We start from the raw sequence: 24,802 nt of genomic DNA, 5'->3' as shown, positions 1-24,802 counted from the left end.
TTGGTTACTCATACGAAAGAAGGTTCCAATATGAAAAATGATAGCAAAGCGGAGCGCCTCAAGCGGATGAAAATTCCCACTGTTTCCGTTGCCCCTGAGCTGGCAGACCGCGTTCCGCCTGGGCAGACTGTAACGGATCGATTTCCGATTCTGCACGAAGGCGAAGTGCCGAGCTACGATATGAATACGTGGTCTCTGCGCGTATTTGGCGAAGTGGCGGAAGAGAAAACGTTTCGCTATGAAGAGCTGCTTGCGCTGCCGCAAACGCAGGTTGTCTGCGATATTCACTGCGTAACCCGCTGGACCAAGCTGGATACGGTATGGGAAGGGATACGGTTCCGCGATTTTCTTCAAATGATGGATATTAAGCCCCAAGGGAACTATGTCATGCTGCATGCCGACGAAGATTATGAAACGAATGTCCCGCTCGCAGATCTGATGGGAGACAACATCCTATTAGCGGTCAAATACGATGGACAGCCGCTAACGCTGAAGCATGGTTGGCCGCTTCGATTCGTCGTTCCGCATCTGTATTTCTGGAAAAGCGCCAAATGGATTCGGGGCATTGAGTTTATGAAGGAAGACCGGGAGGGATTTTGGGAGCAGAATGGCTTCCATAATGTCGCAGACCCGTTCAAGGAGGAGCGTTTCTCCGGGGAAGCGATCCCGATTCCGGAAGACGAATGGGTAAGGAAGGAGTTTGATTGATATGCGACTGCCAATTTTACAAGTGAATTCGGAGGAACTCACCCCGTATGCGATCGTTTGCGGCGATCCGTTCCGCGCGGAAACCATCGCTCAGAGCCTGGACCATGCCAGGGAGCTTGCATTCAGCCGTGAATACCGGACCTTCGTCGGTGAATCGCAGGGCGTCCCGATTACTGTCGTTAGCCATGGCGTAGGATCGCCGGGAGCGGCCGTATGCTTTGAGGAGCTGATTAAAGGCGGCGTGAAAACGCTGATTCGCGTCGGCACTGCCGGCTCCTATTCGGCTGATGTGCCTCCAGGCAGCTTGGTCGTTAGTACGGCTGCTGTTCGGGAGGATGGCTTGACTCGGCAGCTGGTTCCGCACGGCTTCCCGGCTGTTGCCGATATGGATGTAACCAGTGCTTTGTACGAAACTGCCTGCGAGACTGGCAGCTTGGTTCGGAAAGGGATTACAGTCACATTGGATGCTTTCTTCCAAGGTGTTGAGGAATTCCCGCACCGCAAATACAAACAAGCTGGAGCGCTAGCCGTTGAGATGGAAATCGCCGCGCTTTATGTCATAGCTTCCTTGCGGGGCGTTCGTGCAGGGGCGATTGTTGCGCTGGATGGCTATGCCGACGCGGATCTCGCGGAAGTGTATAATCCGCATACGGATGTTGTAGCCAATGCCGTTGAGAGGGAAATTCAAGCGGCGATCCGGGCAATTGTGAAGCTGGATGCAAGCAAATAGAGGGGATTAAAGGAAGCAACTCGTTAAACCTTCGGATGAGGCGAGCTGCTTCCTTTTCCATTATTTTTCTCGTGTAGGGTTAAAGCGCTTGACTTCTTGTATTTCATCTATTATGATTTATTTATCAATAAATAAATATGTGAAGGGGGATTATGGTGGTTGTCCGCGAAGATCGGAAAGAACAAATCATGGAAAAAGCCGTAGGGATATTCGCGGAACTGGGATATTACAAGGCGACAACAGCGCTTGTGGCTAAAGCAGCAGGCGTTACGCAGCCCTATGTGTTTCATTTTTTTAAGAACAAGGAAGAGCTTTTCAATGCGGTCATTGACCGGGCTGTTGCCCGAATTTATGAAACTTTCTCTGAGATTGAAGCACCCGCCGATCAATTATTGGTTACAATGGGGAACGCGTTCATGCACATCATGCAAGTGCATAGAGCTGAGATCACCATGGTCATGCAGGCTCATGCGATTTCCGAGCCGGTAATCCGGGAGCACGTCAGTGAGAATTTCCGTGTTATTTATAAGTCCATCGTTGAGAAATTCCAAAAAGCTGGAATTGATGACGCAGAAGAGGCCGCAAGCCAATTTATGGGCATGGGCTTACTGATTACGGTATCAGAAGCATTGGATCTACCTGAATTACTTTGTTTTAAAAAATGACAGAAGTCCCGATCAGTCAAAAGGCAGTTACGAGAACTGCCATTTTTATTGCTCTAGTATTTATTTATCAATAAATAAATTGTCCCATAAGGAAAATATGGGAATAACTTTTCGGGAGGGAATGATCGTTTATGAAAGATACGAACTACATCGCGGCTGAAGTGCCGAAACTGAAATTATTTGAAGGAGAAAGATTGCTGGTTATCATTAGCTTGATCGGTTTTGCGCTAGCAGCCGGAATCGCCATCTACATCGCCATGTTTGGGGCGATTATTTCTCCGGAAGGCAACGTAGAACGGGCGTTTTCGTTTGATGCAGCCATCGCGATATTCATTTTGTCCTTAGCCACGCTTTTGCCGGTTTCGGGGTTAAGTTCCCGCAAAAGAACGAGAATTCGCTGGTTTTTCATACCCGCTACCCTATTCGCTTATGGGGTCGAAACCTTGCAGCAATTCCGCGGCATTAATCCCCGGTTTCCACACGCAGGCACCTCCCTGGATACGATCGTGGGCATAAGCTTTGGGGTGGATTCACTTTTGATTGTCATCGTGACTGTTCTGCTTGCGATTCCTTTTTTTCGAAAAAAACCGATGAATGAACGTCCGCACCTGGTACTCGGCATCCGCTATGCGTTTCTGTCAACCATGCTTGCTTTCGCCGCGGGACTGTGGATGATTGCGATTAGTTCCCGCTATACGGGAGTAGGCGGTAATATTATCGTCTTTCACGGGCTCGGGTTCCATGCGCTGCAGGCGCTGCCCTTGCTCGGATGGCTGCTGGAGCGGGCCTCTGTCGAAGCCATTCGTGCCCGGAGACGGGTCCATGCAGGGGGCATCGCTTGGATGATTGCCATTGTTTTGATTGGATGGCAAACGGTTCTCGGACGCACCGTTTTCGAGATGAGCATACTGCCGATCCTTGCGGGAGCGATGCTGCTCATCTCGGTAGCCACCATAGTTATCTCCCTATTAGATCTTTTGAAATCACAGTCAGTATCTAAAGTTCATGCTTCATCCCGCCCATAAACCAATAGATTTCGGAGAGGAGAATTTCGCCTATGTTTGTACAATTGTTTGCTCTTGCCAGTATCGCAACGCCGTTCTGGTTGCTTATGATCCTGCTGCCCAAGTGGCGGTTGACGCAATTCCTGGCTAACACGGCGATATTCCCGATATTCCTCGCGGTGCTTTATGCAGTTGGAATCATCACGGCGATAGCAGGCTCGGGGTTTGGTTTTGTCCAAGATTTTGGATCGGCGGCGGGGGTCATTCGGCTGTTGGCCAGTCCGGACTTTGCCCTGCTTGTCTGGCTGCATATCCTCTGCTTCGACCAAGCGATTGGTCATTACGTCTACCGAGATAATATGCAGCATCGATACGTCCCCCTGCCCGTGCAGTCGGTGCTCTTATTTTTCATCCTCATGTTTGGTCCGCTTGGGTTCCTGTGCTATCTTGGGCTGCGAGCGATTAGGAAAGATTCCAAAGCGGTTCCCCCTATTGGGACTAAACGTTGAGTTATCTAAAAGTAAAAAAATGAGCCGAGAGGCTCATTTTTTTTAATACGTATTGAAAATATTTTCACATTCTTTGGAAGTTGGCTGATAGAAGCAATGCAGCTTATAACGCGCGACTAAAGGTTGATTATACCAAGTAGGCGGACAGTCGCCCTTTGGTCTAAAATACCACAAGCTAAATTCTGCAGGCCAATAACGTTCCCCATTAACAGCCTTGCGTGCTAATCGTCTTTCCCTCTCTCTTGCGTTTTGATAATAAGGCGCATGCAGCAGCGCTTCAAAGGCATGTGGTTGGTTGATCATTTGCGGAATCGTACGAATGCCCTTGAAGTCTGAGCAGTTGGCTCTAATTCGATTGATCCCTACATTGCCGACAAGCTGCATGCCTCTTTCCCCTTCGCCTTCTGCTTCCGCTCGAAGCAAACGGGCTAGCATATTAATATCCTGCTCCCTTGCTTTTACAACAGCCATATTTTCACCTCAGTTAGATGTGTACTATCAACAATATATTTGGATTACAGCATTAGGTGATTGTCTATTTGAAAAATGTCGTAGCCATTCCTGTTTCGTTCTCCTCTGACAATGATCTCCAACGTGAGTAAAGAAAAAAGGTTGAAAAATGTTCAACCTTATAAAGTCTGAAAATTATAAATACAATAGAATCATCTTCACGATAACTTTACATAGCAGCCAGGAGGTACGAATTATGAGAATGATTTACTTGGATATCGATTCGCTTCGCCCGGACCATATGAGCTGTTACGGCTATAACCGGAAAACAACGCCGAATATCGATAAGATTGCATCCAGCGGAATGAGATTTAACAGCTGCTATACAGCTTCGTCTCCTTGTGTGCCATCAAGAGCGAGCTTTATGTCTGGCCGCTTTGGCATTCATCATGGCGCATTGACACATTGGGGGCCCGGCGGTGAGTTTCAATATCCGGATGGAGACGGACACAGCGAAGAAGTTCCTTTCTTTACGAGACATTTACGCAATGCGGGCTATAAAACGGTTACCTTCTCCACATTCGGTGACAGGCACCATGCCTGGTGGTATTTCGCCGGCTGGAATGAGGTACATACACATACGTTGAAGGAAGGCAATGAAAATGCCGATGAAGTAAACGCTTCCGTCATTCCTTGGCTGAAGCAGCACGGCAAGGATGAGAACTATTTCCTGCACATTCAATACTGGGACCCGCATACGTTCTACACTTACCCAATCGAATACATGGAGCAGTGGAAAGACGAGCCTGTTAAGGCATTCCCGGATGAGGCGATGATTGCCAGCCAACAGAAGGACAGCTTCCCGCGTTCGGCAACATTCCTTCATTGGGGAAATAAGTATCCAGCCACCATGCCGGGGCAAATCGCGAATCGCGACGATTTCAAGCATGCAGTTGACGGCTACGACGGCGGCATCAGCTACATGGACAAGCATGTGGGCGAACTTCTAGATACGCTGCGCGAGCTTGGTATTGAAGATGAGGTATGCTTCATCATCAGTGCTGACCATGCAGAATCGCTAGGAGAGCAGGGCATCTATATTGAGCATGCAAGCGCGACGGAGGCCGTTCATCATATCCCGCTCATCATGAAAGTTCCCGGCGTCACACAGCCTGGTGAAGTCGTAGATGGATTTGTTTACAATGTCGATGTCATTGCGACAATTACCGATATGGTCGGATTGAAGGTTCCATCCGGTTGGGACGGTCAATCGTTCCTGCCAGCACTGAAGGGTGAACATTGGCAAGGCCGGGATTACCTGGTCATGGATCATGCGCTGTATGTGTGCCAGCGTGCTGTGCGTGACGAGGATTGGTATTTTATCCGTACCTATCACCCAGGCTTGTACTTGCACTTTGATGAAGTGACTTTGTACGACATGAAGAACGATCCGAACCAAACGCGTAATGTGGCGGCCGACTATCCGGACATCGTCAAGGAGATGGATCACCGTCTCGCAGCTTGGCAGCATGAACAAGCGCGTAAGCCGGGCTATAAAGTAGATCCGATGCAAAAAGTGCTGGAAACCGGGCCATGGAAATATTTGAAAGCCGAAGATTGGGTGCTCCGACTGGAGAAGGCCGGTTGGAACGAAGAAGCGGGCATCATCAGAAGCAAGTATAAAAGTGAAGCGCTGCAGCCCGCATACGACGGTTAGGGGAACTGAAATAAACGAAGAAGGAGCCTGATCACATGAAAAAAGTCCCTAGCTGGTTGCTGACGGTGATCTCGATCGTCCTCGGACTTATCGTATGGTACCTGCTCTCTGCCATCCCGGCAGTCGGAGCGATTATTGCATCACCCATCAAGGTGTTAAAAGCGTTGCAGGTCGAAGCCTTCAGCGGCCGTATGTTAACCAATGTTTGGGCAAGCTTGCTGCGTGTCATTGGCGGTTTCTCGCTCGGCTTGATTGTAGCGATCCCGGTCGCCTTTTTGATGGCTTGGTATGCCATTGTTCGTGCGATTGTTGATCCATGGATTCAATTTTTTCGTACCATTCCACCGATTGCCTTAATCCCTCTTGTTATTGTCTCACAGGGTGTAGGGGAATCTGCTAAAATCAGCGTCATTTTCGTGGCAACGTTTCTCGTCATGGTGATCTCGATTTTCCAAGGGGTTCGCAACGTTGATCCTACACTAATCCGCGCTGCGCGAGTGCTTGGCGCCAAGGATAAACATATTTTCATGGAAGTTATTGTTCCTGCTTCCTTTCCCTATATTCTCGTTGGTGTCAGACTTGGACTTGCCGCAGCATGGACGACACTGGTTGCCGCTGAGCTGACAGGGGCGAACAAAGGTCTTGGCAATATGATTATGGAAGCAAGTTTGTATTTCCGGATGGATGTTGTTATTCTCGGTATTATCATCATTGGGGTCATCGGACTTGCAATGGATAAATTCGTTCTATTTCTGGAGAGGAGGCTGACAGGATGGCAGGAACTGCGGCAAGGGTAGAAGGTACGCGGATGCAGCGTGGAGCGGCTTCCAGCAAGATAGAAATTCGCGGGCTTTCTAAGGTGTACAAAGGACGTAATGGCGACACCATCGCCCTTCAGAACACCGACCTCTCCATTATGCAAAATGAATTCGTCTGCGTCGTCGGTCCCAGTGGCTGTGGCAAAACGACGCTGCTGAACATTATCGGCGGTTTAGAGGAAGCGACTTCCGGCTCTGTTCAGGTCGATGGTGTGGAAGTGAAGGGCCCTGGTAAGGAACGTGGTGTCGTGTTCCAGCAGTATGCGTTGTTCCCTTGGAAAACCGTCTTGAAGAACATCGAGTTCGGGTTGAAGCTCCGCGGCTTGAGCAAGCAGGAACGCAAGTCGAAGGCCGAACACTATTTGGAGCTGGTCGGCTTGAAGGATTTTGCTCATGCGTATCCGAAGGAGCTGTCCGGCGGGATGAAGCAGCGTGTCGCAATCGCCAGAGCGTATGCAGTAGAGCCGGAAGTGCTGCTCATGGATGAACCATTCGGTGCTTTAGACGCGCAGACAAGAGCGCAGCTCCAGGAAGAACTGCTCAAGACATGGCAGAAAGAAAAGAAAACATGCTTCTTCATCACCCATGATGTGGAGGAAGCGGTTATTCTGGCGCAGCGCGTCATTATTATGAGTGCGAGGCCAGGCCGGATTAAAGAAATCATTGATGTAGACATCCCTTACCCACGCGATCAGTCAACCAAGCTGGATGAACGATTCATTAGCATTAAGAATGAAATTTGGTCCAAAGTGTATCGTGAATATCTCGAAGTATCGAAATAACAGGTTCATCCGGCGAAAGCCTGGAGATATATAATTAGATATAGGGAGGGTTTTATCTATGATTACTAGCTTCAAATCGTTTCCTAAGCTTACTGTATCAGCGGCACTAGTCAGCGTGACACTTCTTCTAGGCGCTTGCGGTTCAGGCGGCCCCAGCGCTGGCTCCGCTGCATCATCGCCAGCTGCTCAAGCTTCCTCTGCGGTCAGCACGCCGGCACCAACGAAGACGGAAGAGAAAGTGCAAACCATTAATTTCGCTTATATGCCGAATATGGGTGGAGCAGCTCCGATTACTGTCGGAGAAGAGAAAGGATTTTTCAAAGAAGCAGGCGTCAAATTAAACGCGGTGAAATTTCTCAGCGGCCCTCCTGAGTTTCAAGCGATGGCTTCCGGGGATGTAGATATTGCGTACATCGGGCCTGGAGCCACATTCCTTTCCGCGCAAGGTCAAGGCAACATTATTGGTCTTGTTTCTCTTGGCAAATCCGATATGGTTTACGCAACGAAGAAATCCGGCATTAAAGAATGGAAAGACCTCAAAGGTAAAATCGTTGGGGTTCCAAAAGGAACTTCCGGAGAAATGGTGCTTAATTTGGGTCTCGAGAAAGCGGGTCTGAAAGCAAGCGACGTGAATATCGTCAATATGGATGTTGCTGGCGCTGTAACTGCTTATGTTGCAGGCAAAGTTGACGCTGTTGCGATCTGGTCTCCTTACACAGCAGAGATTGAAAAGCAGGTCGGCAAAGAGAACATGATCAAATTGGGGGATAACAGCAGCTTCTTCCCTGAATACAGCTTTCCGTCCAGTTGGGTTGTGAGCGCTAAGTTCCTGAAAGAAAAGCCTGAGCTAGTTGAGAAATTCATGAAAGCTATGAATAAAACGACGGACTATAAAATCGCTCATCTGGATGAAGCTGTTAAACTGACGGCCGCTTATACGCAAGTGCCCGAAGACAGTCTGAAAGAGGAGTTAACCTCCATTGACTGGATCGATAGCAAGAAGCAAGCGGAAGTGTTCAAGGATGGCTCCGCGAAGAAATGGTTCGACAATTTGCAAAAGCTGTTCGTTGCTAACGGCAAAATGCAAAGCGCTGTGCCTTCAGAAAACTTCATGACAACAGAACCGGCGATCAAAGCTGTTCAACCGTAACCATTCATCGATAAAAAGCAAGAGGAGGGCTTATAGCCCTCCTCTTGCTTTTTGTAGAAATGGCGTCACATTCAGCTCGCGCAGCAGTGCGGTGACTTCTTTGGTTCGCTTCTTGTTGAATTTTTTCAAAATGACATTGATTTGCGATTTGATGGTGGATAGCTCAACTTGCCGCTGTTTGGCGATTTCTGTTATTTTCAATTCTTTGAGCAGCAGATCGAGAATGGCAAGCTCAGATGGCGTCATTTGTGAAAGAATGAGGGTAGCCTTCAGCAGCGTTTCCTGATTACGCCGGATACGTGAGAATTCATTTTTGATTTTGTAGGCGAACTCAGGCCAAACCTGCACATTTCCTTTGTACGCTGAACGAATACTGCCAATAATCGCTTCACTGGAGCTCGTCTTTAGCACATAATCAACGGCGCCAGTTTCGAAAGCGCTGAACACGGTTTCGTCATCCTCATGTACCGTCAAGAAGATAATACGCGTATTTGGATACAATTCCAGCACTTTTTGCGCCGTAATAATGCCATCATGCTTCATGTCCATTTCAATATCCATTAAGATGATGTCGGGAGCCCCCAGCTCAGCTATAAGCCGCAGCACATCCTTGCCGCTGGAAGCCTGTCCGATCATCGTCAGATCATCTTCGTCATCAATGAGGGTACAGAAGTGTTCCCTCAGAACGTCCAAATCCTCAGCCACAATAATGCGAATGCGCGAAGTCATGCCACTCAACCTTTCTTTGTTTCCGTTTTTAACACATAAAGGGGGATAATCAGTTGGAACGTGCTGCCTTTCCCTGGTTTACTCTCCAAATGGATGCGTCCATAATGCCCCAGCACAATGTGCTTCACATATGATAAGCCAACGCCCCAATTTTTAGTTGTATTCTTATTCGTGTAAAAAGGATCAAAGATCTGTTCCTGCAGATGCTCTGGAATTCCTTGGCCAGTATCGGTGATTTTAATAATGACCCAATTGTCCTCTACGTACACCTTAAGGTCAATGAAGCCTGCCCTGTCATCTTCAATAGCTTCAACTGCATTAATCAACAGGTTGTAAAGCACTTCTGACATGTGGTCATGGTCAGCCAGAATCATCGTCTCTTCCTGAGGCCATTCAGCTCCGATTGTGATGTGTGCCGGGACTGACGGCATCCTTTCGAGCGTGTGAGAAATAAGCTTCTGAACCGAATGGGGCTTCAACTGAAGATGGCTTGTTTTGAACGATTTGTACAGCTGATCCAGCCTTCCCAATGTTTGATTCACGATATCATCGGCTTTGGTCAGAGGCATTTCAATCGCTTGTCCATCCATGGCATGAATAAGCTGTGCTTGGTGATGGGCTTGCTTAATGAGCAGTTGGATCATGATTAACTGATTCTTCACAGCATGAGTGAACACCTGAGCTCCCATATTGGCGGTATTGAGCTTTCGGTCCAGCATCAAATCCTCTTTGCCCATCTTCATTTCGATCTCAGTGTATCGCCAGATCGCTAGGATGCTGATTAAAGACAAGATGCCTGTAAAGCCGATGCTCGCATACCATTCGACAAGAGTTAGCGGCGGGTTGAAATTGGAGAAATCTGAGTACAGCACGTAGAACGTCCGCACATCAAAAACCTGCAAGGGTCCCATAAAGCCGAGGTAAAAATAAAACAAAACAAGTGAGAAGACACCCATCATCGTAAACTGACTTTGCCGTTTCACCCATGGAATCGTAACGCGTTTATATTTCCAAATCAGAATGTAAATAGCCGCTAAAGCAGCTAGTACAAGCCAACCGCGAGTTACCCAACCAATCACATAGGTATGTTGACGATCCATCACCGTCAGCATCCATTTATAAATGACCGGATCGTAGAAAATGAGATTAGCCAGAGCTGGCAGGAAACTGAGCGCATGAATGTTCCATATCCGTTTGGTCGGTTTATAGGACATGAAAGAGACGGACAGTCCGATCAAGGAGAAAATAAAAAGGGATCTTCCCGCTGTAATCATCCGGGAGATGCCTTCGATTTTGATCGGCGCATTCAACAGCAGATTGCGAATGGCATCGTTGAAAAACAGAACAATATTCACGCGGTAGTAGAAACCGCCGTATTTGGCAATAAACAAAATCAACCCTGACATGCTCAAAAACCAGCCTACCAGAACGAAGCCCATCCAATAGGCGGAAGGGTTTCGCGCCTTGGCAATAAAGAGTGTGATGGCGGCAATCATAAGTAAAATTAGAAGGATCGTCATGGGTGTCACCCTATCATAAAGTGTTCAATTATTATACCATAGTAAGGTCATTCTATGGGACGATTCATCCAATCGCCTATAGATGATCATCGATGATTGCTAGACCCGTTATTTCTAGTCCAAAAGAAGGATTTTTTGTCTATAATGTCGAAAGTGGTCGAATACATTTTACGGTTAAAGGGGATTTCCGATGTTTCGTTGGGTATTAGGAATAAGAAAAAGACTTGCAGCCCGTATTGTCGTTACTGTGATGATCGTCATTCTTGCCTTGTCAGCGGGCTATATTGTGATGGAAGTAAGCGGCTCCAAAAAGGCGGCGTCAGAAGCGATTTCCAGCTATGGGATCAGGCTGTCGCAAAGCTATGTTGATCAGCTTGATGTAAGTAAGGTGACACAATTCCTAAAAGATGAGAAAGAGAATGAACTCTACTGGAGCATTCGGAAGGAATTAGATCAATTCCGTACGCAAATTGGCGCGCTATATGTGTATTTGGTTCGTATTGACGAGACGGGAAAGCCGCTTATTATGATTGATGGGCAGCCCAAAGGCTCGGATTCCGCTTCACCGATTAATGAGGTGACCGATATCCCGGAGAATGCGGTGCAAGCGCTGCTCAAGGGAGAGACAGCTAGTTCGCCGCTCATTGAGAACCCGAAATACGGTAAGTATATTTCGACGTATGCCCCTGTGAAAAATGCCGATGGGAAGACGATCGCTGTTCTAGGTATTGATACAGCGGCAGGAGTGACCGAGAGCATCTCAGGCAACGTGATCAAGGGCAATATGCCGCTTTACATGCTGATGCTGATTTTGACGCTGGTCGGACTTGGCGTGGTTACGATTTTGGTCTCACGAGCGATTCGTCCACTACAGTGGATTGTCTCCAGCGCAGAAAGTATGGCAAAAGGAGATTTGCTTGCAGCCAATCGACAATTAGCTGAACATCCTGTCCGTTCCAATGATGAGATTGGTTCCGTATATGAGGCTATGAAAACGATGTCCGGTAATATCAACGGCATCCTCAAAGCCATCGTTTCCAAGGTTTCACATACGTCTGATCTCTTCGTCGAATCGACAGATCGATTTACCAAAGAGGCGCATCACTTGCTTGAAATGAATGCCAACGTAAATGAATCGGTTCAGGCTGTAGCTGAAGGGGCGAGCGCACAGCAATCGAGCACGAATGAAAGCGCACGCTCCATGGAAGAGATGGCAACGACGATTCAACGGATTACGGAAGCCGTGTTTACCGTGTCGGATGCGTCCGGAAGTGCGCTGCAAAGCGCCGAATCCGGCAAGGCGATTGTGGAGAACATGAACGGCCAGATTGCGATGATCTCCTCAGCCACAGATGAGGCGATCTCCCGAGCCGCATTATTGCGCAGTCATTCTGATGAAATCGGCGTCGCCATTCATGCGATCTCCGATATCGCGGAGCAGACGAAGCTGCTTGCGCTCAATGCCTCGATTGAAGCGGCGCGTGCCGGCGAGCATGGCTCAGGCTTTGCTGTTGTCGCAGGTGAAGTTCGCAAGCTTGCGGATAACGCTTCAGGCTCTGCGCATCAAATTGCCTCGCTGCTCCAAAACATCCACAAGGAGTCCCTGCGCATCAATGACGCGATGGACAAAGGGATGAAGGAAATTCATACCGGCGCCGCGCTATCCAAGCAAGCGGAGGAATTTTTTATTCATATCGTGGATCAGTTCCGTTTTGTATCCGAGCAAATTCATGATATTTCGTCATCCACTGAACAATTGTCGGCAGGAGCCGAAGAAGTAGCCGCCTCAGTCATTGGCATTGCAGATATTGCCGTATCCTCCTCAGCAGGAACGCACAATATTTCCAAACTGACACATGAGCAGTTGAAGATCGCTCAGGCCATTGCTGATTCAGCAGCCGCGCTAAGCGGCCTTACCGATGAGATGCGGAAGTCTATTCAACAAATCATTGTGTAAAATAACACGGCCGAGAAAGCCGAATGCCCGTTAGTTAGCGGGTGTTCGGCTTTTTTTGCGATGAATAGAACTCTTCTATTTATGAATAGAAAACATCAATTAGACGCTGCTAAGGGCATGGTGTACAGTTATAACATTAAATCCTATATATCTTATAGGAATTATAGTAGTTTGAAATTATGAAGGACAGGAGGCGCGAATCATGACTACACAAAACGAGATTCACATCCGTGACGCTCGTGTTGAAGATCGCGATGACATTGAACGGCTCATGGTAGCAGCCTACGAACAGTATGCAGACGTGTTGCCGGCTCCGAGGTGGGAACAATACGAAGCCAACATTCGCGCATCCGTGGATAAAGAGGGGCCTGTAGCCCGAATTGTGGCCGAACTGGATGGACGGATCGTAGGCAGCGTGCTCCTGTTCGTATCGTCTGAGGATGCATACGGACGGTCCGATTTAAACATTCATACACCGATCATCCGGCTTTTATCGGTTTCGCCAAGCGTGCGCGGCAAAGGGATTGCCACCGCTTTAATTAAAGAAAGCGTGCGGCGTTCGCTTGAATTAGGAGCTGAGCTCCTTCACCTGCACACTTCGGATATGATGGCATCTGCAGTTCGGTTGTATGAGCGTTTAGGATTTGAACGCGCGGTGGATAAGGATATGTACAATGGAGAAACGCTGGTGAAGAGTTACAAGCTGCATCTGAAACAAACAGCTATTTTATAACATATAGAGAAAATAGAAAAGATAGAATGAGGAGAGAAGTCCTATGACAAAAGGTAAAAAGAGACAAGTTAAGTTCGGTGCTATTATCCATGGGGTGGGCGGGAATATTTCTGGATGGCGGCATCCGGATGCGCTTGTGGATGCGAGCGTGAATATTGAATTTTATAAGCAGCAAGCACAGAAAGCGGAATCGGGCAAATTTGACCTCGTTTTTATTGCTGACGGACTGTATATTACGGAGAAGTCGATTCCTCATTTTCTGAATAGGTTCGAGCCGCTCACAATTCTTTCGGCCTTGGGCGCCGTGACTTCGAAAATCGGCCTTGTGGGGACACTGTCTACGTCGTATAGCGAGCCGTTTACGGTTGCCAGACAATTCTCTTCATTGGATCACATTAGCGGCGGACGCGCGGGATGGAACGTTGTTACATCTCCGCTGGAAGGCTCGTCGAAAAATTTCAACAAAGGCGCTCATCCTACGCATCCAGAGCGTTACCGCATTGCGGAAGAGCATTTGGAAGTAGTCAAAGGGCTATGGGATTCGTGGGAAGATGATGCATTTGTGCGCAATAAGGAGAGTGGCGTCTTTTTCGATCCTGAGAAATTGCATCGTTTAGACCATAAAGGAGAGTTTTTCTCCGTGCAAGGACCGCTCAATATTGCCCGCTCGAAGCAAGGGCAGCCGGTCGTCTTCCAAGCGGGATCGTCAGAGGCTGGTAAAAATTTGGCGGCAAAAACGGCAGACGCCGTATTTACGCATCATGAAACGATTGAGGAAGCAAAGAGCTTCTATGCGGATGTGAAGCAAAGAGCTGCCGCATATGGCCGCTCCGAAGATGATATCGTTATTTTGCCGGGCATTGGGCCAATTGTCGGACGAACCGAGGAAGAAGCAGAGCGCAAGTACCAGGAATTAGCCAGTTTGGTGACGATTGATCGTGCGCTCGACTACTTGGGACGCTTTTTCGAGCACTATGACTTTTCGCAGCATCCGCTGGATGAGCCATTCCCTGACTTGGGCGATTTCGGCAGCAACAGTTTCCAAAGCGGGACGAACAAAATCAAGCAAACAGCGAAGGAGCAAAACCTGACGCTTCGCCAAGTCGCTCTCCAATCCGCTACGCCAAAAGGGGAATTCATCGGCACGCCAGAAAAAGTGGCCGATCTTATTCAGCAATGGGTTGAAGAAAAAGCGTCGGACGGCTTTATCATTCATTCTGCTTTACCGGGCGGTTTGGACGATTTCGTGGATCTTGTCGTGCCCATCCTGCAAGCTCGCGGCATCTACCGCGAGGAGTATGAGCATGACACGCTGCGTGAGAATCTCGGCCTGCGCATTCCGGCAAACCGTTATAGCAAGGTGCTCCAGCCGTAAGCACGGTAGAAAACGAAAAACTCTGTTCCGCTCAATCAGCGGGACAGAGTTTTTTTGCGATTTTTTCTTTTGTTTTTCCATACATCTGAACATGGTTTTAAGCGCGCTGATCCATCGCTCTGCATTTATGTACGCACTATTCGCTTCCTTTGCTAACCCAAAAAGTTACGCTGTCGCCTTGCAGTCCCTTCGTTCCGGCAGCGGGGTCTTGCCTGGTCACTGTCCCTTTGGCTTGTTCATTCGCTTCCAAATGGTATTCATAGTGGAGCCCAGCAGCTAAAGCTGCCTTCTCTGCATCTTCCTGGGCCATACCGACTAGGCTCGGAACAGCAGTTTCTTTGAGCTCCTCCTGGTCGGTGTCCGACTTCTTGGGCGCACTTGTTACCTGTGCAGGAGTTTGCTTAGGAACGGTAGATTCAGCGACTTTAGTGGATTGGCTTGGTGTCACCGTTACATGGCGATCTGCCTTGGAGGAAGGCCAGAGAAGCCAGATAACGATAATTGCCGCTAGCACGATAGTGATGGCTGCAACGGCTTTTCGATTGAAAGATCTACTCTTTAGCGTGACCTCGTTTGGAGCGGATACCGCCATATGAGCAGATTGTGAAACGGGTGCTTGCTCGGCATGAACCTCATCCGCCTCATAGGTTGAAGTCAATTGATTCAATCCGAAAATAAAGGTAGATAAGGACGATTGCCCCTGTCCAACGAGTTTGACCAGTTTCACGAACGCATCTTTTTGTTCATTTGATGCCGTTGGGATTGCAGCCCTTTCCAGGTGAGTATGCAAGGCTTCGAAAGGACCCGGCAAATCAGACTCTCCGGTGAGCAGTTTGATTGCTAGCCGGCAAAGCCCGAGGGCCCCTTGCGCCTGTGTTTCTCCTTGTTCCCAGTAGTTGATGACCGAGAGCCGGCCATTCTCCCCGAGCCACAAATTATCGACGTCTACGGAAAACCCTGTAATCTGTTCTTCTAACGCATCTAATAAGGATACCCCCAACTCGGCAACGAGGCTGATGACACGATCGAATGTCCAATTCCTGATTAACAAGCCCTCTCTCATAAGCTTGCCGGGCTTCAATTGCAGAATGATAAGCACAGCATGCTCCTCAATCGAGGTATCGAGAATATGAAGGAAGCCTTCATGGTTGAAAGAGGCGGATTGTCGGAGACGAAGCAGATAGTCTTTGCCCGATTGCCCATTTTCAAGCTCTGTGGTATAGAAAATGACATTCCTATTTAAAAATAAATCCTCACCGTGGTGCATAGTTCCGTTATGAAAAGAGAAGATTTGCGATTTGGGCACATAGCGTCTACCTAATCTTTGATCCATCCGAAGTCGACCCTCTCTTTATTTCATATAGTCACATCTTTATATGATTCGGAGATACGATGTGTTTTAAGTACAACAGGCTTTATGAATAGTATATAAGAAATTTCAAGTTTTCAAAATCTTTTTGCAAGACTATGCGACAAACGACCTAGATGCTATGATGGTTTTAAATTGAATTTTACATATTGGAGCAAAATGGGGAGAGAAATTTGATGAAAAAAGTCGTTGTTTTGGGTGGCGGTGTAGCAGGTTTAAGTGCTGCTCATGAGTTGATTGAACGAGGTTACGAAGTTGCCGTTTATGAGTTCAAATCGATTCCGGGAGGTAAAGCCAGAAGCATGCCTTTTGAAGGAAGCGGTACAGATGGGAGAAAAGACCTACCGGGCGAGCATGGGTTCCGGCTGTTTCCTCGTTTTTACCGGCATGTCATCGACACCCTTCAGCGCATCCCTTACGGTGACGCCACGGTTTATGATAATCTGATGGAAGTCACGCGCCTGGATATAGCAACCTTTACGGCACCGCTCCTGCCGCTGCTGGCCAAGATTGAATTCTCTGTTGAAAATCTTAAAATCGTCTTGAAGGATCTGTTTGACAGCAGACTGGGCCTAAGTCTTGCGGATATGGAACAATATGCCGATAAGCTCTGGCAAGTGATGACGAGTTGTGATCAGCGCATTCAAGATGAGTATAATCTCATTGATTGGTGGACGTTTATTGAAGCGGAGGAACAGTCAGAGGCATTCCAAAAAATATTTGCCGGCTTTACGAAAACGCTCGTTGCCTGTCAATCCAAGATTGCCAATACACAGACTGTTGGTCCTGTCGCTGTTCAGATGACGCTGGATATTACAACGCCAGGCACAAGCTTCGTCCGCCTGCTTAATGGCCCGACCAATGACAAATGGATTCATCCATGGCTGACCTATTTGCGGGGCAAAGGGGTCGATTATCATTTGTCTGCCAAGGTGGAGAGTATAGATTGCGCAGACGGCGTTATCCGCAGTGCTACCATTACGGAAGATGGGCGCACGTTTAAAGTAGAAGGCGATTATTTCATCGCTGCATTCCCTGTTGAAGTGATGGCAACCAAAGTGACGCCGTCTATGTTGGAAGCCGACCCATCGCTGGCTGGGGTCGTGAAGCTGAAAGATTCCGTTGCCTGGATGAACGGTATTCAATATTATTTAAAAGAGGATGTCACGATTACGAATGGTCATGTCATTTATTTGGATGCGCCTTGGTCGCTCACATCGGTCTCTCAGAAGCAGTTCTGGCCGGACGTCAATCTGAGCGAGTATGGAGATGGCACTGTAAAAGGCGTACTATCCGTAGATATTTCGGACTGGGAGTCTCCAGGTATTTTATATGGCAAACCTGCCATGAACTGCACGGCGGAAGAAATTAAAACAGAAGTTTGGGAACAAATGAAGAAAAGCTTGAATGTGGATGGCGCTGTGATTCTGGAAGACGAAGTTCTACATTCCTGGTTCCTTGATTCCGACATTCATTTTGAAAATCCACATACAATCGTTAATATGGAACCTCTGCTTATTAATAAAGTCGGCACATGGGAGGATCGCCCGAACGCTTACACGGCTATTCCTAATTTGTTCCTGGCAGCGGACTACGTGAGGACGAATACGAATTTGGCGACAATGGAAGGCGCTAATGAAGCGGCAAGGCGCGCCGTTAACGCCATTCTTGAAAAAGATCAATCCAAAGAGCCGCTCTGTGAAATTTGGGAAATGTACACGTTTGATTTAAAAGGAATAGATGTGCTGTGGCCTTGGCGTCACCATGACAAACGCCGCTTCGATCAAGGGCTTCCTTGGGACGGCAAGCCGCTATAGAGGATCTTAGGAGGAATACCATGTTTACTTTGCCCGAATACGATGTGATTAGACAAATATATCAGGGCGACCGTACCGTGCTGTACCGTGCTTCCCATCGTGAGACGATGGAGAAAGTCATACTCAAGATTCTCAGATCCGACTTCCCGACACCGCCGGAAATTTCCAGAATGAAGCGGGAGTATGAGATTGGCAAATCGCTTGATATCCCCGGGGTTGTGAGACCTCTTGCGCTCCTCAAGCACCGGAACAGCTTGATGCTTGTTCTTGAGGACTTCGATGGTGAAACGCTTTCCGGATATTTTCCCGTTTTTCGCCAATCGCTGCCAACTTTCTTAACCTCAGCGATCCAACTGGTCAAAATTGTTGGAGCTATTCATCAACGTTACGTCATCCATAAGGATATTAAACCAAGCAATATTATTATTAATCCCGAAAAGCAAATTATGAAGCTGGGGGACTTCAGCATCTCCTCGTTATCAAGAGAAAGACAGGAAATGCTGGATCCATCTATGCTTGAAGGTACGCTGAGCTACATGTCGCCCGAGCAAACTGGCCGTATGAACCGGCTTATCGATTATCGTTCCGACTATTATTCGTTAGGGGTTACGTTCTACGAAATGCTGACGGGGCGGCTACCTTTTCAGACGGAGGATCCGGTGGAGCTTATTCATTGCCATTTTGCCGTCTCTCCGACACCGCCGGCAAGTCTTCGCCTGTGCATACCCGGACCACTGTCGGATATCGTTATGAAGTTGCTTGCCAAAAATGCCGAGGAACGGTACCAGAGTGCGTACGGGATTATTCAGGATTTGGAACGCTGCTTAGCGATGTACGAAGATCAAGGCGAGATTGGGCCATTTGAGGTAGGACAAGCAGACCGGACAGACATGTTCCAAATCCCTCAAGGCTTGTATGGTCGTGAAGAGGAAAAGGACAAATTGCTGCAAGTGTACCAGCGGACTGTGCAGGGATCGCTCGAAGCCGTCTGGGTTTCAGGGGAATCCGGCTTCGGCAAGTCCTTTTTGATCGCTGAGACGATGAAGACGGTCATGAAGGATAACGGCTGGTTCTTGTCCGGGCGATTTGAGCCGAATAAGCAGCATATTTCTTATCATGGATTGTCCAAGGCGCTGCGCCAGCTAGTGCGACAACTGCTTACAGAGAAGGATAAGCAGATTGAAGGCTATCGGCAGCGGCTGCTTGCTGTGCTGGGTACAAGCGGCAGCGTGCTGACTGATTTAATTCCGGAGCTGAGGCTCCTGATCGGCGATCAACCGGAAGCCAAACAACTGCCTCCGCAAGAAACACAAAATCGGCTGCATTTTTTGCTGCAGCAATTTCTGCTCGTGTTTTCCGTGAAAGACCGGCCTATTGTACTGTTTCTTGATGATTTGCAGTGGGCTGATGCAGGATCGCTGCAATTCCTGGAATTGTTACTCAATGATTGGCAGAATCAGCATCTGCTTTTTATTGGTTCTTATCGCAATGAGTTTGAGTGTGCAAGGCTCACTTCGACAAGCGAGCATCTGATGGAGAAATTGCCAGCTCGTTTGGTGGCGGAGACGGTTGCTCTGAAGCCGCTTAACATTTGGGCTGTTCAGCAGTTGATTGCCGGGGCAATGAAGTACGAGCCTCAGCAGGTGAAGGAACTGGCGGAGCTGGTGCTGCAGAAAACCGGGGGCAATCCATTTTTCGTTAAGCAGTTTCTCGTTGCCCTGCACGAGCAAAGCTTGCTGAGGTTCGATTATGCAGCCAATCGATGGACGTGGGATATGGATGAGATTCAAATGTTAAGAATCACTGATAACCTCATGTACCTTTTGGCGGAGAAGCTTCACCGTATGCCGGAGAGAACGCAATATTTACTGCGTTTGGCTGCTTGCATAGGCGTAACATTTGACCTTGAAACGCTTGGCATCGTAACAGAGACGCCGTTTACGAGTATTTTGAGCGAGCTGGAAGGTGCCATTCAAACGGGATTGATTATCCCGGAAGGTTTGGATTATAAATTTTACAGCGACATGCAGGATGAAACCGCTGCGCACGACATTCGTTTTAGCTTTGTGCACGATTCCATTCAAGAAGCTGTATATGGTTCTATGGATAGCGCTGTCATACCTTGCATGCATTTAGATATTGGTCAGAAGCTGCTCCAGCGTTTAACAGCAGATCAGATCGAACTGCGATTGTTCGATATTGTGAATCAGATGAATATTGGCTCTGATCTTCTCGTCGAGCGGGAGGCCTTTATTCATTTGATGGAATTGAATCTGGCAGCAGGCAGAAAAGCGAAGGCATCGAATGCGTATCGCTCGGCACTGCAATATTATAATAAGGCATTGGCACTGCTTCAGCGTGATGAAAGGGAAGAACTGAGTGATCTGAGTTTCACGATCTGCTTAGAGAAATCAGAGGTTCTTTACTTAAACGGGCAAGCAGACGAAGCGGAAATCTCGTATTCAAGATTGTTGAAGGACGCAAAGACAGATGAACTTAGGCTGGAGATTTATAATTTACAGGTCGTTTTATACACGAATGTGGGCAAGCAGCAGAAAAGCGTGGAAGTTGGTTTAGAAGCGTTAGCAAAGCTAGGAATTCGAATCCCTAGCGAGCCTTCGAATCTTCATTTATTCCAGGAATACCTCAAGTTGAAAGTAATGATCGGGCGTAAGAACACGGACCAGCTCTATAACTTGCCGATTTTGGAAGACGAGTACCAGCTCAAACTAAGCTCTTTGATGATGAGCATAGCGATATCAGCTTATTTTACGAATACAAATTTATTCGTTTTTTTCATGCTCGTTATGACCAAGCGCGCGTTAAAACATGGCAATTCGGCTGTCATGGCTTATGTTTACGGCACTTATGGCCTAATTCTAGGTTCTGGATTTGGTGATTATCAGCTCGGCTATCAGTATGGTCTGCTTGGAGTGAGAATGAATGAAAAGTTCCAATCCCATCAGTTCCGCAGCAAAAGCCACTTTTCGTTCGGTTTATTTGTCTCTACTTGGGTAAAACCGATGCAAGTTTGCTTGGACCATCTGCAGGATTCATTCCGAAGCGGGATCGAGGACGGCGATCTGGTTTTCACTGGGTATGCGCTGACGTATCAAGTGCTTGTAAAGGATTTTCAAGGTGTATCCCTGCCGGAAGTTTATGAGGATTTAGGAAAGCACTACCGCATCTTGGAGCAAACCAATCATCATGATACCCTTTTAATGCTGGAAATGCTGCGTATGGTTATTCATAATTTGGAGGGACAATCCTCGAATCCCCTAGTTATTGGCAAAGATCAAGCGGAGGAAGACCGTTTCGTCAAGAAATTGGAAGTCCATCCGAATCAAGTGATTCTGCATGTATACTCTATCAAAAAGATGATGCTCTATTATTTGTTCGGGCAATATAAAGATGCGATGATTATGGGGGCGCAAGCAGAATCCATGCAGTCCGTTTCTTTCGGATTGTTCCACATTCCGGAAAATTACTATTACTATGTGTTGTCAATGACGGCAGTGTATAAGGAAGCCTCGAACTCCGAGCAGAAAAAGTACAACAAGCAGATCGCGAAGATGATAGGCAAGATGGATAAATGGGCCAACCATGGCTCAGAAAATTACAAGCATCTAAGTTTACTGATGCATGCGGAATGGAACCGCGTGCTAGGTCATTTTGCAAAAGCGGAGCATGATTATGAAGCGGCCATCCGGCAAGCGCGGGCAAATGGATTTATTCAACATGAAGCTATTGCCTGCGAGCTTGCGGGGAGGCTATACAGAGAGGCTTTACGTGAGAAGATAGCGAAGACGTATTTGACCGATGCTTATTACGGGTATCTGAGCTGGGGAGCAAAAGCGAAAGCGGATGAGTTAAAAATGCGTTATCCTCACTACTTGACTTCACTGAAGGAATACCAAGACTGGAGCACGACGAAGATCAGCGATTATTCCCTTCAAGCGCTCGATTTCGTGACGATCATGAATACCTCGCGATCTTTATCCAGTGAAGTCAATCTGGAGCAACTTTTGAAACGATTGCTGGAGATTGTTACTTATTCCTCTGGAGCGGAACGGTGCATCCTTATTCTTAAGGATAAGGACAGTCTCTACGTTGAGGCCGAGATGCGAACGGAAACGCTTGCCCGTGAAGGCAGGGATTCATACACAGTAAGCTCCACCCCTCTTGAAACTAGGGAGGATCTTTCCATTTCCGTGATCCAATATGTCGCACGGACCAAAGATGGCGTCGTGCTGGACGATGCTGCGAATAAAGGTTTTTTCACGCATGACCCTTACATTCGCGCGCACGAAAGCAAATCCATCTTTTGCGAGCCGATCCTGCATCAAGGTAATCTTGTTGGCGTCCTCTATCTCGAAAATAATCTTATTCGTAACGCGTTCACCTCGGATCGGCTTGATATCATTAAACTGTTGTCTGCACAGGCAGCGATTTCTATTGAGAACGCTCGATTATATAATGATTTGGAGGCCAAAGTCAGAGAAAGAACGAATGAACTGACTCTCATGGAAACTTCCCGCAGAGATTTGTTATCGAATATTTCGCATGACTTGGGCACGCCGCTTACCTCTATCCAAGGGTATGTAGAAGCTATACTGGATGGAGTCATTCTGGATCCGGACGAACAGCGAAAATATCTTTCTGTTGTTCATATGCGCATCGTAGGCATCCAGCGTTTAATTACAGACCTGTATCAGCTCAGTAGACTGGAGACCAAGCAATTTCATTTTCAGTTGACTCCTACAAGCTGCATGGCTATGGTCCGGCAGTTGTTTGAGCAGTATGAATTGGATACGGCAAACGCTGGCATCAGCTACAAACTGGATATGCTTCTCCCGGATGGCGATGAATTGTTGCTGACCGTCGATACCGATCGGATTGAGCAAGTTTATGCGAATATTTTGTACAATGCGCTTAAATTTACGGCAAAAGGCGGGCATATCGGCGTTAAAGCAGAAATTGCAGGAGAACCGAGCGAACTCATTATCCAAGTTTCCGATACGGGTGTCGGAATAAGTGAAGAAGATCTACCGCATATTTTCGAACGTTTCTATAAAGCTTCCAAGTCCCGCAGCACAACGGGGGGAAGCGGTCTAGGACTAGCAATTGCCAAAGAAATTGTCCAGTATCACGGAGGACAGATCTGGGCGGAAAGCCGGTTAGGCAGAGGGTGCAGCATTTCATTCTCCTTGCCTGTGCATCGCATATAATTAGTGAAGAGAGGCCTTTAGTGTCTCTCTTTTTTATTGGCCCACCACGACTTCTATGGGAACGGAATCACTTGCAGCAGGTTAAGGGGCCGTTATATTGTTGTGCCGCACGCTATGGACACTATCCCGTTGGCTCAGAAATGGAACAGTTGGATGAGTCCATGGGATAGTGGCTATATGTTACGCAGCCGCCCGAACCCAGCCGAAGATCGGCGGCGATTTCTGATCATTTGAAAAAACACCCCTTTTCTTAAAAGCTGTGCAAAGACCTGCTTTTGAGAAAAGGGGCTATCGATTATTTATAGAAGAACAGACTATGAATGTTCAAATTATCGAACGGTTGATTATCTTTGCGGGCAACGAGGCCTTGATACAGGATCCGCCCCGTACCGAGCTCAGCGACGACTAGAATTGGCGGCTTCGGGTAGGATTCGTTGCCGTCATGCAAAGCATTCAACAGTGTGAAGAAGCGGCCGTTGACAATTCGCGAGTTCGCGGCTTCCGTCGCATTTGCTTGTAGCTCCGCTATGTTGAGGGCGGTTTCGCCTACGACTTTGCTGTCCCTCAAATTGTAATGAAGCGTTCTTGGACCTTTTGGGTCAGCCCAGGATGTTAGATACAGCATATCCCCCTCAAGACTTAAGGCGAGCGAGGCTGGTTCATTTGACAGGCGGTTGATCGCTTCGTTGGTTAATGTTGACGCTTTATCGTTCCAGAGGTCGTAGACGAATAATTCACTTTTTTCGATGACAGGCTCCTGTGAAGGTGTATTATCGCCGGTGCGGTCCTTCTCATCCTGCTGCCTCGTGTGCGCGATTCGTCGAACGATAAAGTTGGAAGGCAGCGAATGATCGGCCTCGTAGACATCCATGATGTCGATATGCTGATTTTTGTCAGTTACGGCAGTATTGAGGATAGTTTGATCCCCGATAACCGTTTGCTTCACAAGATCAATGCTATATACATGTTGGGAACGAGTTGCACGTACCGTTCGATCGCTTTGATTAGAGGTGACCAGCTTTATCAGGGACTCCTTGATCTGCACATTGGAAACTACGATGATGTCGGTCACGCGTTCTCTGGGCAGCATGACTTGGAAGGATCGGTCTGTACGACGCTCCTTATCATATAGCGAGATGGTAACTTTGCCAGATTGATTCTCATAGTAGTCGTTCGGCGTATCGATCTCCGCATAGCCGAGTATATGAGCGTCTTCATAGATACCGGCGAGATTTCGTTTGCCGCGCATGAAGGACCGGTTCTCTTTGATGAGTCTTTCCAATTCTGGAGTAAGGTAATTGTCCGATTCCAGGGACTCCAGGAAGGAGTTGCCGCCAACATATCGGCTGCCGCCCGTTTGGATTTGAAGCTGATTATTATCATAGGCTTGAAGGGATACGTGAGCGGCTTCCTTCTCGTCGCCTGCGATGGTTTTTATGTAATATGGCGGAATATCGTCTGATGCTGTCAGGTAGTAGGTGCCGAAGACCAGCATGATCAGCGGGACGATCACAATCAATTTCCAGTAACGCAACATGGTT

General features: G+C 47.8%; 19 protein-coding genes and 1 pseudogene. 15 read left to right on the top strand and 5 right to left on the bottom strand.

Annotated elements, in window-relative coordinates; all coding sequences use genetic code 11:
• The first annotated feature begins 30 nt into the window (after positions 1-30).
• The 5 genes from ABRS97_RS19800 to ABRS97_RS19780 all read left to right on the top strand — a co-directional run bounded on the left by ABRS97_RS19800 (position 31) and on the right by ABRS97_RS19780 (position 3,616).
• The gene (locus tag ABRS97_RS19800; RefSeq protein ID WP_367816812.1) at positions 31-708 is read left to right on the top strand and encodes a sulfite oxidase-like oxidoreductase; all 678 of its coding nucleotides are present in this window, start codon (positions 31-33) and stop codon (positions 706-708) included.
• Between the two features lies 1 nt (position 709).
• Positions 710-1,438, top strand: a complete 729-nt coding sequence (locus tag ABRS97_RS19795; RefSeq protein WP_367816810.1) for a nucleoside phosphorylase — start codon at positions 710-712, stop codon at positions 1,436-1,438.
• Positions 1,439-1,590: 152 nt separating this feature from the next.
• Positions 1,591-2,103 (top strand): TetR/AcrR family transcriptional regulator, encoded by a 513-nt coding sequence (locus ABRS97_RS19790; RefSeq protein ID WP_367816808.1) that lies wholly within the window; start codon positions 1,591-1,593, stop codon positions 2,101-2,103.
• A 131-nt stretch (positions 2,104-2,234) separates the two neighbouring features.
• Positions 2,235-3,128 carry a hypothetical protein gene (locus ABRS97_RS19785; protein ID WP_367816806.1) on the top strand — a complete coding sequence of 298 codons (894 nt, stop codon included), beginning with the start codon at positions 2,235-2,237 and terminating at the stop codon, positions 3,126-3,128.
• 32 nt (positions 3,129-3,160) lie between these two features.
• Complete coding sequence (locus ABRS97_RS19780) at positions 3,161-3,616, top strand: ABA4-like family protein (protein ID WP_367816805.1); 456 nt, start codon at positions 3,161-3,163, stop codon at positions 3,614-3,616.
• Positions 3,617-3,658: 42 nt separating this feature from the next.
• Here ABRS97_RS19780 and ABRS97_RS19775 read toward each other — a convergent pair whose 3' ends face one another.
• Entirely contained in the window at positions 3,659-4,087 is a 429-nt protein-coding gene (locus tag ABRS97_RS19775) for a cell wall hydrolase (RefSeq protein WP_367816803.1), read from the bottom strand.
• A gap of 235 nt (positions 4,088-4,322) precedes the next feature.
• Between ABRS97_RS19775 and ABRS97_RS19770 the strand changes: the two genes are divergently transcribed.
• Genes ABRS97_RS19770 through ABRS97_RS19755 form a run of 4 tightly spaced genes read left to right on the top strand, consistent with a single transcriptional unit; the run spans position 4,323 to position 8,533 of the window.
• Positions 4,323-5,783, top strand: coding sequence for a sulfatase family protein (locus ABRS97_RS19770; RefSeq protein WP_367816801.1), 1,461 nt, complete (start codon positions 4,323-4,325; stop codon positions 5,781-5,783).
• Positions 5,784-5,818: 35 nt separating this feature from the next.
• Positions 5,819-6,580, top strand: a complete 762-nt coding sequence (locus ABRS97_RS19765) for an ABC transporter permease (protein WP_367816799.1) — start codon at positions 5,819-5,821, stop codon at positions 6,578-6,580.
• Positions 6,556-7,383, top strand: a complete 828-nt coding sequence (locus tag ABRS97_RS19760) for an ABC transporter ATP-binding protein (protein ID WP_367816797.1) — start codon at positions 6,556-6,558, stop codon at positions 7,381-7,383. The genes ABRS97_RS19765 and ABRS97_RS19760 overlap by 25 nt, the downstream gene beginning before the upstream one ends.
• Before the next feature lie 58 nt (positions 7,384-7,441).
• A complete protein-coding gene (locus ABRS97_RS19755; protein ID WP_367816795.1) occupies positions 7,442-8,533 on the top strand; it encodes an ABC transporter substrate-binding protein in 1,092 nt (363 codons plus the stop codon).
• Between the two features lie 30 nt (positions 8,534-8,563).
• Here the strand turns inward: ABRS97_RS19755 and ABRS97_RS19750 are convergent, their stop codons facing one another.
• The gene (locus ABRS97_RS19750) at positions 8,564-9,262 is read right to left on the bottom strand and encodes a response regulator (protein WP_367816793.1); all 699 of its coding nucleotides are present in this window, start codon (positions 9,260-9,262) and stop codon (positions 8,564-8,566) included.
• Between the two features lie 5 nt (positions 9,263-9,267).
• Complete coding sequence (locus ABRS97_RS19745) at positions 9,268-10,782, bottom strand: sensor histidine kinase (protein ID WP_367816791.1); 1,515 nt, start codon at positions 10,780-10,782, stop codon at positions 9,268-9,270.
• Between the two features lie 190 nt (positions 10,783-10,972).
• Between ABRS97_RS19745 and ABRS97_RS19740 the strand changes: the two genes are divergently transcribed.
• The 3 genes from ABRS97_RS19740 (at position 10,973) to ABRS97_RS19730 (ending at position 14,847) form a co-directional block, all read left to right on the top strand.
• Complete coding sequence (locus ABRS97_RS19740) at positions 10,973-12,739, top strand: methyl-accepting chemotaxis protein (RefSeq protein ID WP_367816789.1); 1,767 nt, start codon at positions 10,973-10,975, stop codon at positions 12,737-12,739.
• A gap of 202 nt (positions 12,740-12,941) precedes the next feature.
• Positions 12,942-13,472: a GNAT family N-acetyltransferase gene (locus ABRS97_RS19735; RefSeq protein ID WP_367816787.1), complete on the top strand. Its 531-nt coding sequence runs from the start codon at positions 12,942-12,944 to the stop codon at positions 13,470-13,472.
• A 43-nt stretch (positions 13,473-13,515) separates the two neighbouring features.
• Complete coding sequence (locus ABRS97_RS19730; protein WP_367816786.1) at positions 13,516-14,847, top strand: LLM class flavin-dependent oxidoreductase; 1,332 nt, start codon at positions 13,516-13,518, stop codon at positions 14,845-14,847.
• Between the two features lie 136 nt (positions 14,848-14,983).
• Here ABRS97_RS19730 and ABRS97_RS19725 read toward each other — a convergent pair whose 3' ends face one another.
• Complete coding sequence (locus ABRS97_RS19725) at positions 14,984-16,180, bottom strand: PASTA domain-containing protein (RefSeq protein WP_367816784.1); 1,197 nt, start codon at positions 16,178-16,180, stop codon at positions 14,984-14,986.
• A gap of 212 nt (positions 16,181-16,392) precedes the next feature.
• On the opposite strand from ABRS97_RS19725, the gene ABRS97_RS19720 reads away from it, so the two are divergent.
• From ABRS97_RS19720 to ABRS97_RS28225, 3 genes and pseudogenes are all read left to right on the top strand, one after another.
• A complete protein-coding gene (locus ABRS97_RS19720; RefSeq protein ID WP_367816782.1) occupies positions 16,393-18,033 on the top strand; it encodes a hydroxysqualene dehydroxylase in 1,641 nt (546 codons plus the stop codon).
• Between the two features lie 20 nt (positions 18,034-18,053).
• Positions 18,054-22,754, top strand: a pseudogene (locus tag ABRS97_RS19715) (AAA family ATPase); the annotation flags it as partial.
• A gap of 48 nt (positions 22,755-22,802) precedes the next feature.
• Positions 22,803-23,261: a sensor histidine kinase gene (locus ABRS97_RS28225; RefSeq protein ID WP_483312481.1), complete on the top strand. Its 459-nt coding sequence runs from the start codon at positions 22,803-22,805 to the stop codon at positions 23,259-23,261.
• Positions 23,262-23,556: 295 nt separating this feature from the next.
• Here ABRS97_RS28225 and ABRS97_RS19710 read toward each other — a convergent pair whose 3' ends face one another.
• The gene (locus ABRS97_RS19710) at positions 23,557-24,798 is read right to left on the bottom strand and encodes a hypothetical protein (RefSeq protein ID WP_367816778.1); all 1,242 of its coding nucleotides are present in this window, start codon (positions 24,796-24,798) and stop codon (positions 23,557-23,559) included.
• Positions 24,799-24,802 lie beyond the last annotated feature (4 nt).

The sequence above is a fragment of the Paenibacillus tabacirhizosphaerae genome, assembly GCF_040812395.1.
GTDB lineage: Bacteria > Bacillota > Bacilli > Paenibacillales > NBRC-103111 > Paenibacillus_E.
The sequence above is the reverse complement of the archived record's forward strand: the minus strand, read 5'-3'. Positions and strand labels throughout refer to the sequence as shown.

Coding starts and splice junctions, on each gene's coding strand:
- ABRS97_RS19710 (WP_367816778.1), bottom strand. CDS start 24,798: ATGTTGCGTTACTGGAAATTGATTGTGATCGTCCCGCTGATCATGCTG.
- ABRS97_RS19740 (WP_367816789.1), top strand. CDS start 10,973: ATGTTTCGTTGGGTATTAGGAATAAGAAAAAGACTTGCAGCCCGTATT.
- ABRS97_RS19755 (WP_367816795.1), top strand. CDS start 7,442: ATGATTACTAGCTTCAAATCGTTTCCTAAGCTTACTGTATCAGCGGCA.
- ABRS97_RS19775 (WP_367816803.1), bottom strand. CDS start 4,087: ATGGCTGTTGTAAAAGCAAGGGAGCAGGATATTAATATGCTAGCCCGT.
- ABRS97_RS19785 (WP_367816806.1), top strand. CDS start 2,235: ATGAAAGATACGAACTACATCGCGGCTGAAGTGCCGAAACTGAAATTA.
- ABRS97_RS19730 (WP_367816786.1), top strand. CDS start 13,516: ATGACAAAAGGTAAAAAGAGACAAGTTAAGTTCGGTGCTATTATCCAT.
- ABRS97_RS19735 (WP_367816787.1), top strand. CDS start 12,942: ATGACTACACAAAACGAGATTCACATCCGTGACGCTCGTGTTGAAGAT.
- ABRS97_RS19795 (WP_367816810.1), top strand. CDS start 710: ATGCGACTGCCAATTTTACAAGTGAATTCGGAGGAACTCACCCCGTAT.
- ABRS97_RS19770 (WP_367816801.1), top strand. CDS start 4,323: ATGAGAATGATTTACTTGGATATCGATTCGCTTCGCCCGGACCATATG.
- ABRS97_RS19750 (WP_367816793.1), bottom strand. CDS start 9,262: ATGACTTCGCGCATTCGCATTATTGTGGCTGAGGATTTGGACGTTCTG.
- ABRS97_RS19790 (WP_367816808.1), top strand. CDS start 1,591: ATGGTGGTTGTCCGCGAAGATCGGAAAGAACAAATCATGGAAAAAGCC.
- ABRS97_RS19780 (WP_367816805.1), top strand. CDS start 3,161: ATGTTTGTACAATTGTTTGCTCTTGCCAGTATCGCAACGCCGTTCTGG.
- ABRS97_RS19725 (WP_367816784.1), bottom strand. CDS start 16,180: ATGGATCAAAGATTAGGTAGACGCTATGTGCCCAAATCGCAAATCTTC.
- ABRS97_RS19745 (WP_367816791.1), bottom strand. CDS start 10,782: ATGACGATCCTTCTAATTTTACTTATGATTGCCGCCATCACACTCTTT.
- ABRS97_RS19760 (WP_367816797.1), top strand. CDS start 6,556: ATGGCAGGAACTGCGGCAAGGGTAGAAGGTACGCGGATGCAGCGTGGA.
- ABRS97_RS28225 (WP_483312481.1), top strand. CDS start 22,803: ATGGCTATGGTCCGGCAGTTGTTTGAGCAGTATGAATTGGATACGGCA.
- ABRS97_RS19800 (WP_367816812.1), top strand. CDS start 31: ATGAAAAATGATAGCAAAGCGGAGCGCCTCAAGCGGATGAAAATTCCC.
- ABRS97_RS19765 (WP_367816799.1), top strand. CDS start 5,819: ATGAAAAAAGTCCCTAGCTGGTTGCTGACGGTGATCTCGATCGTCCTC.
- ABRS97_RS19720 (WP_367816782.1), top strand. CDS start 16,393: ATGAAAAAAGTCGTTGTTTTGGGTGGCGGTGTAGCAGGTTTAAGTGCT.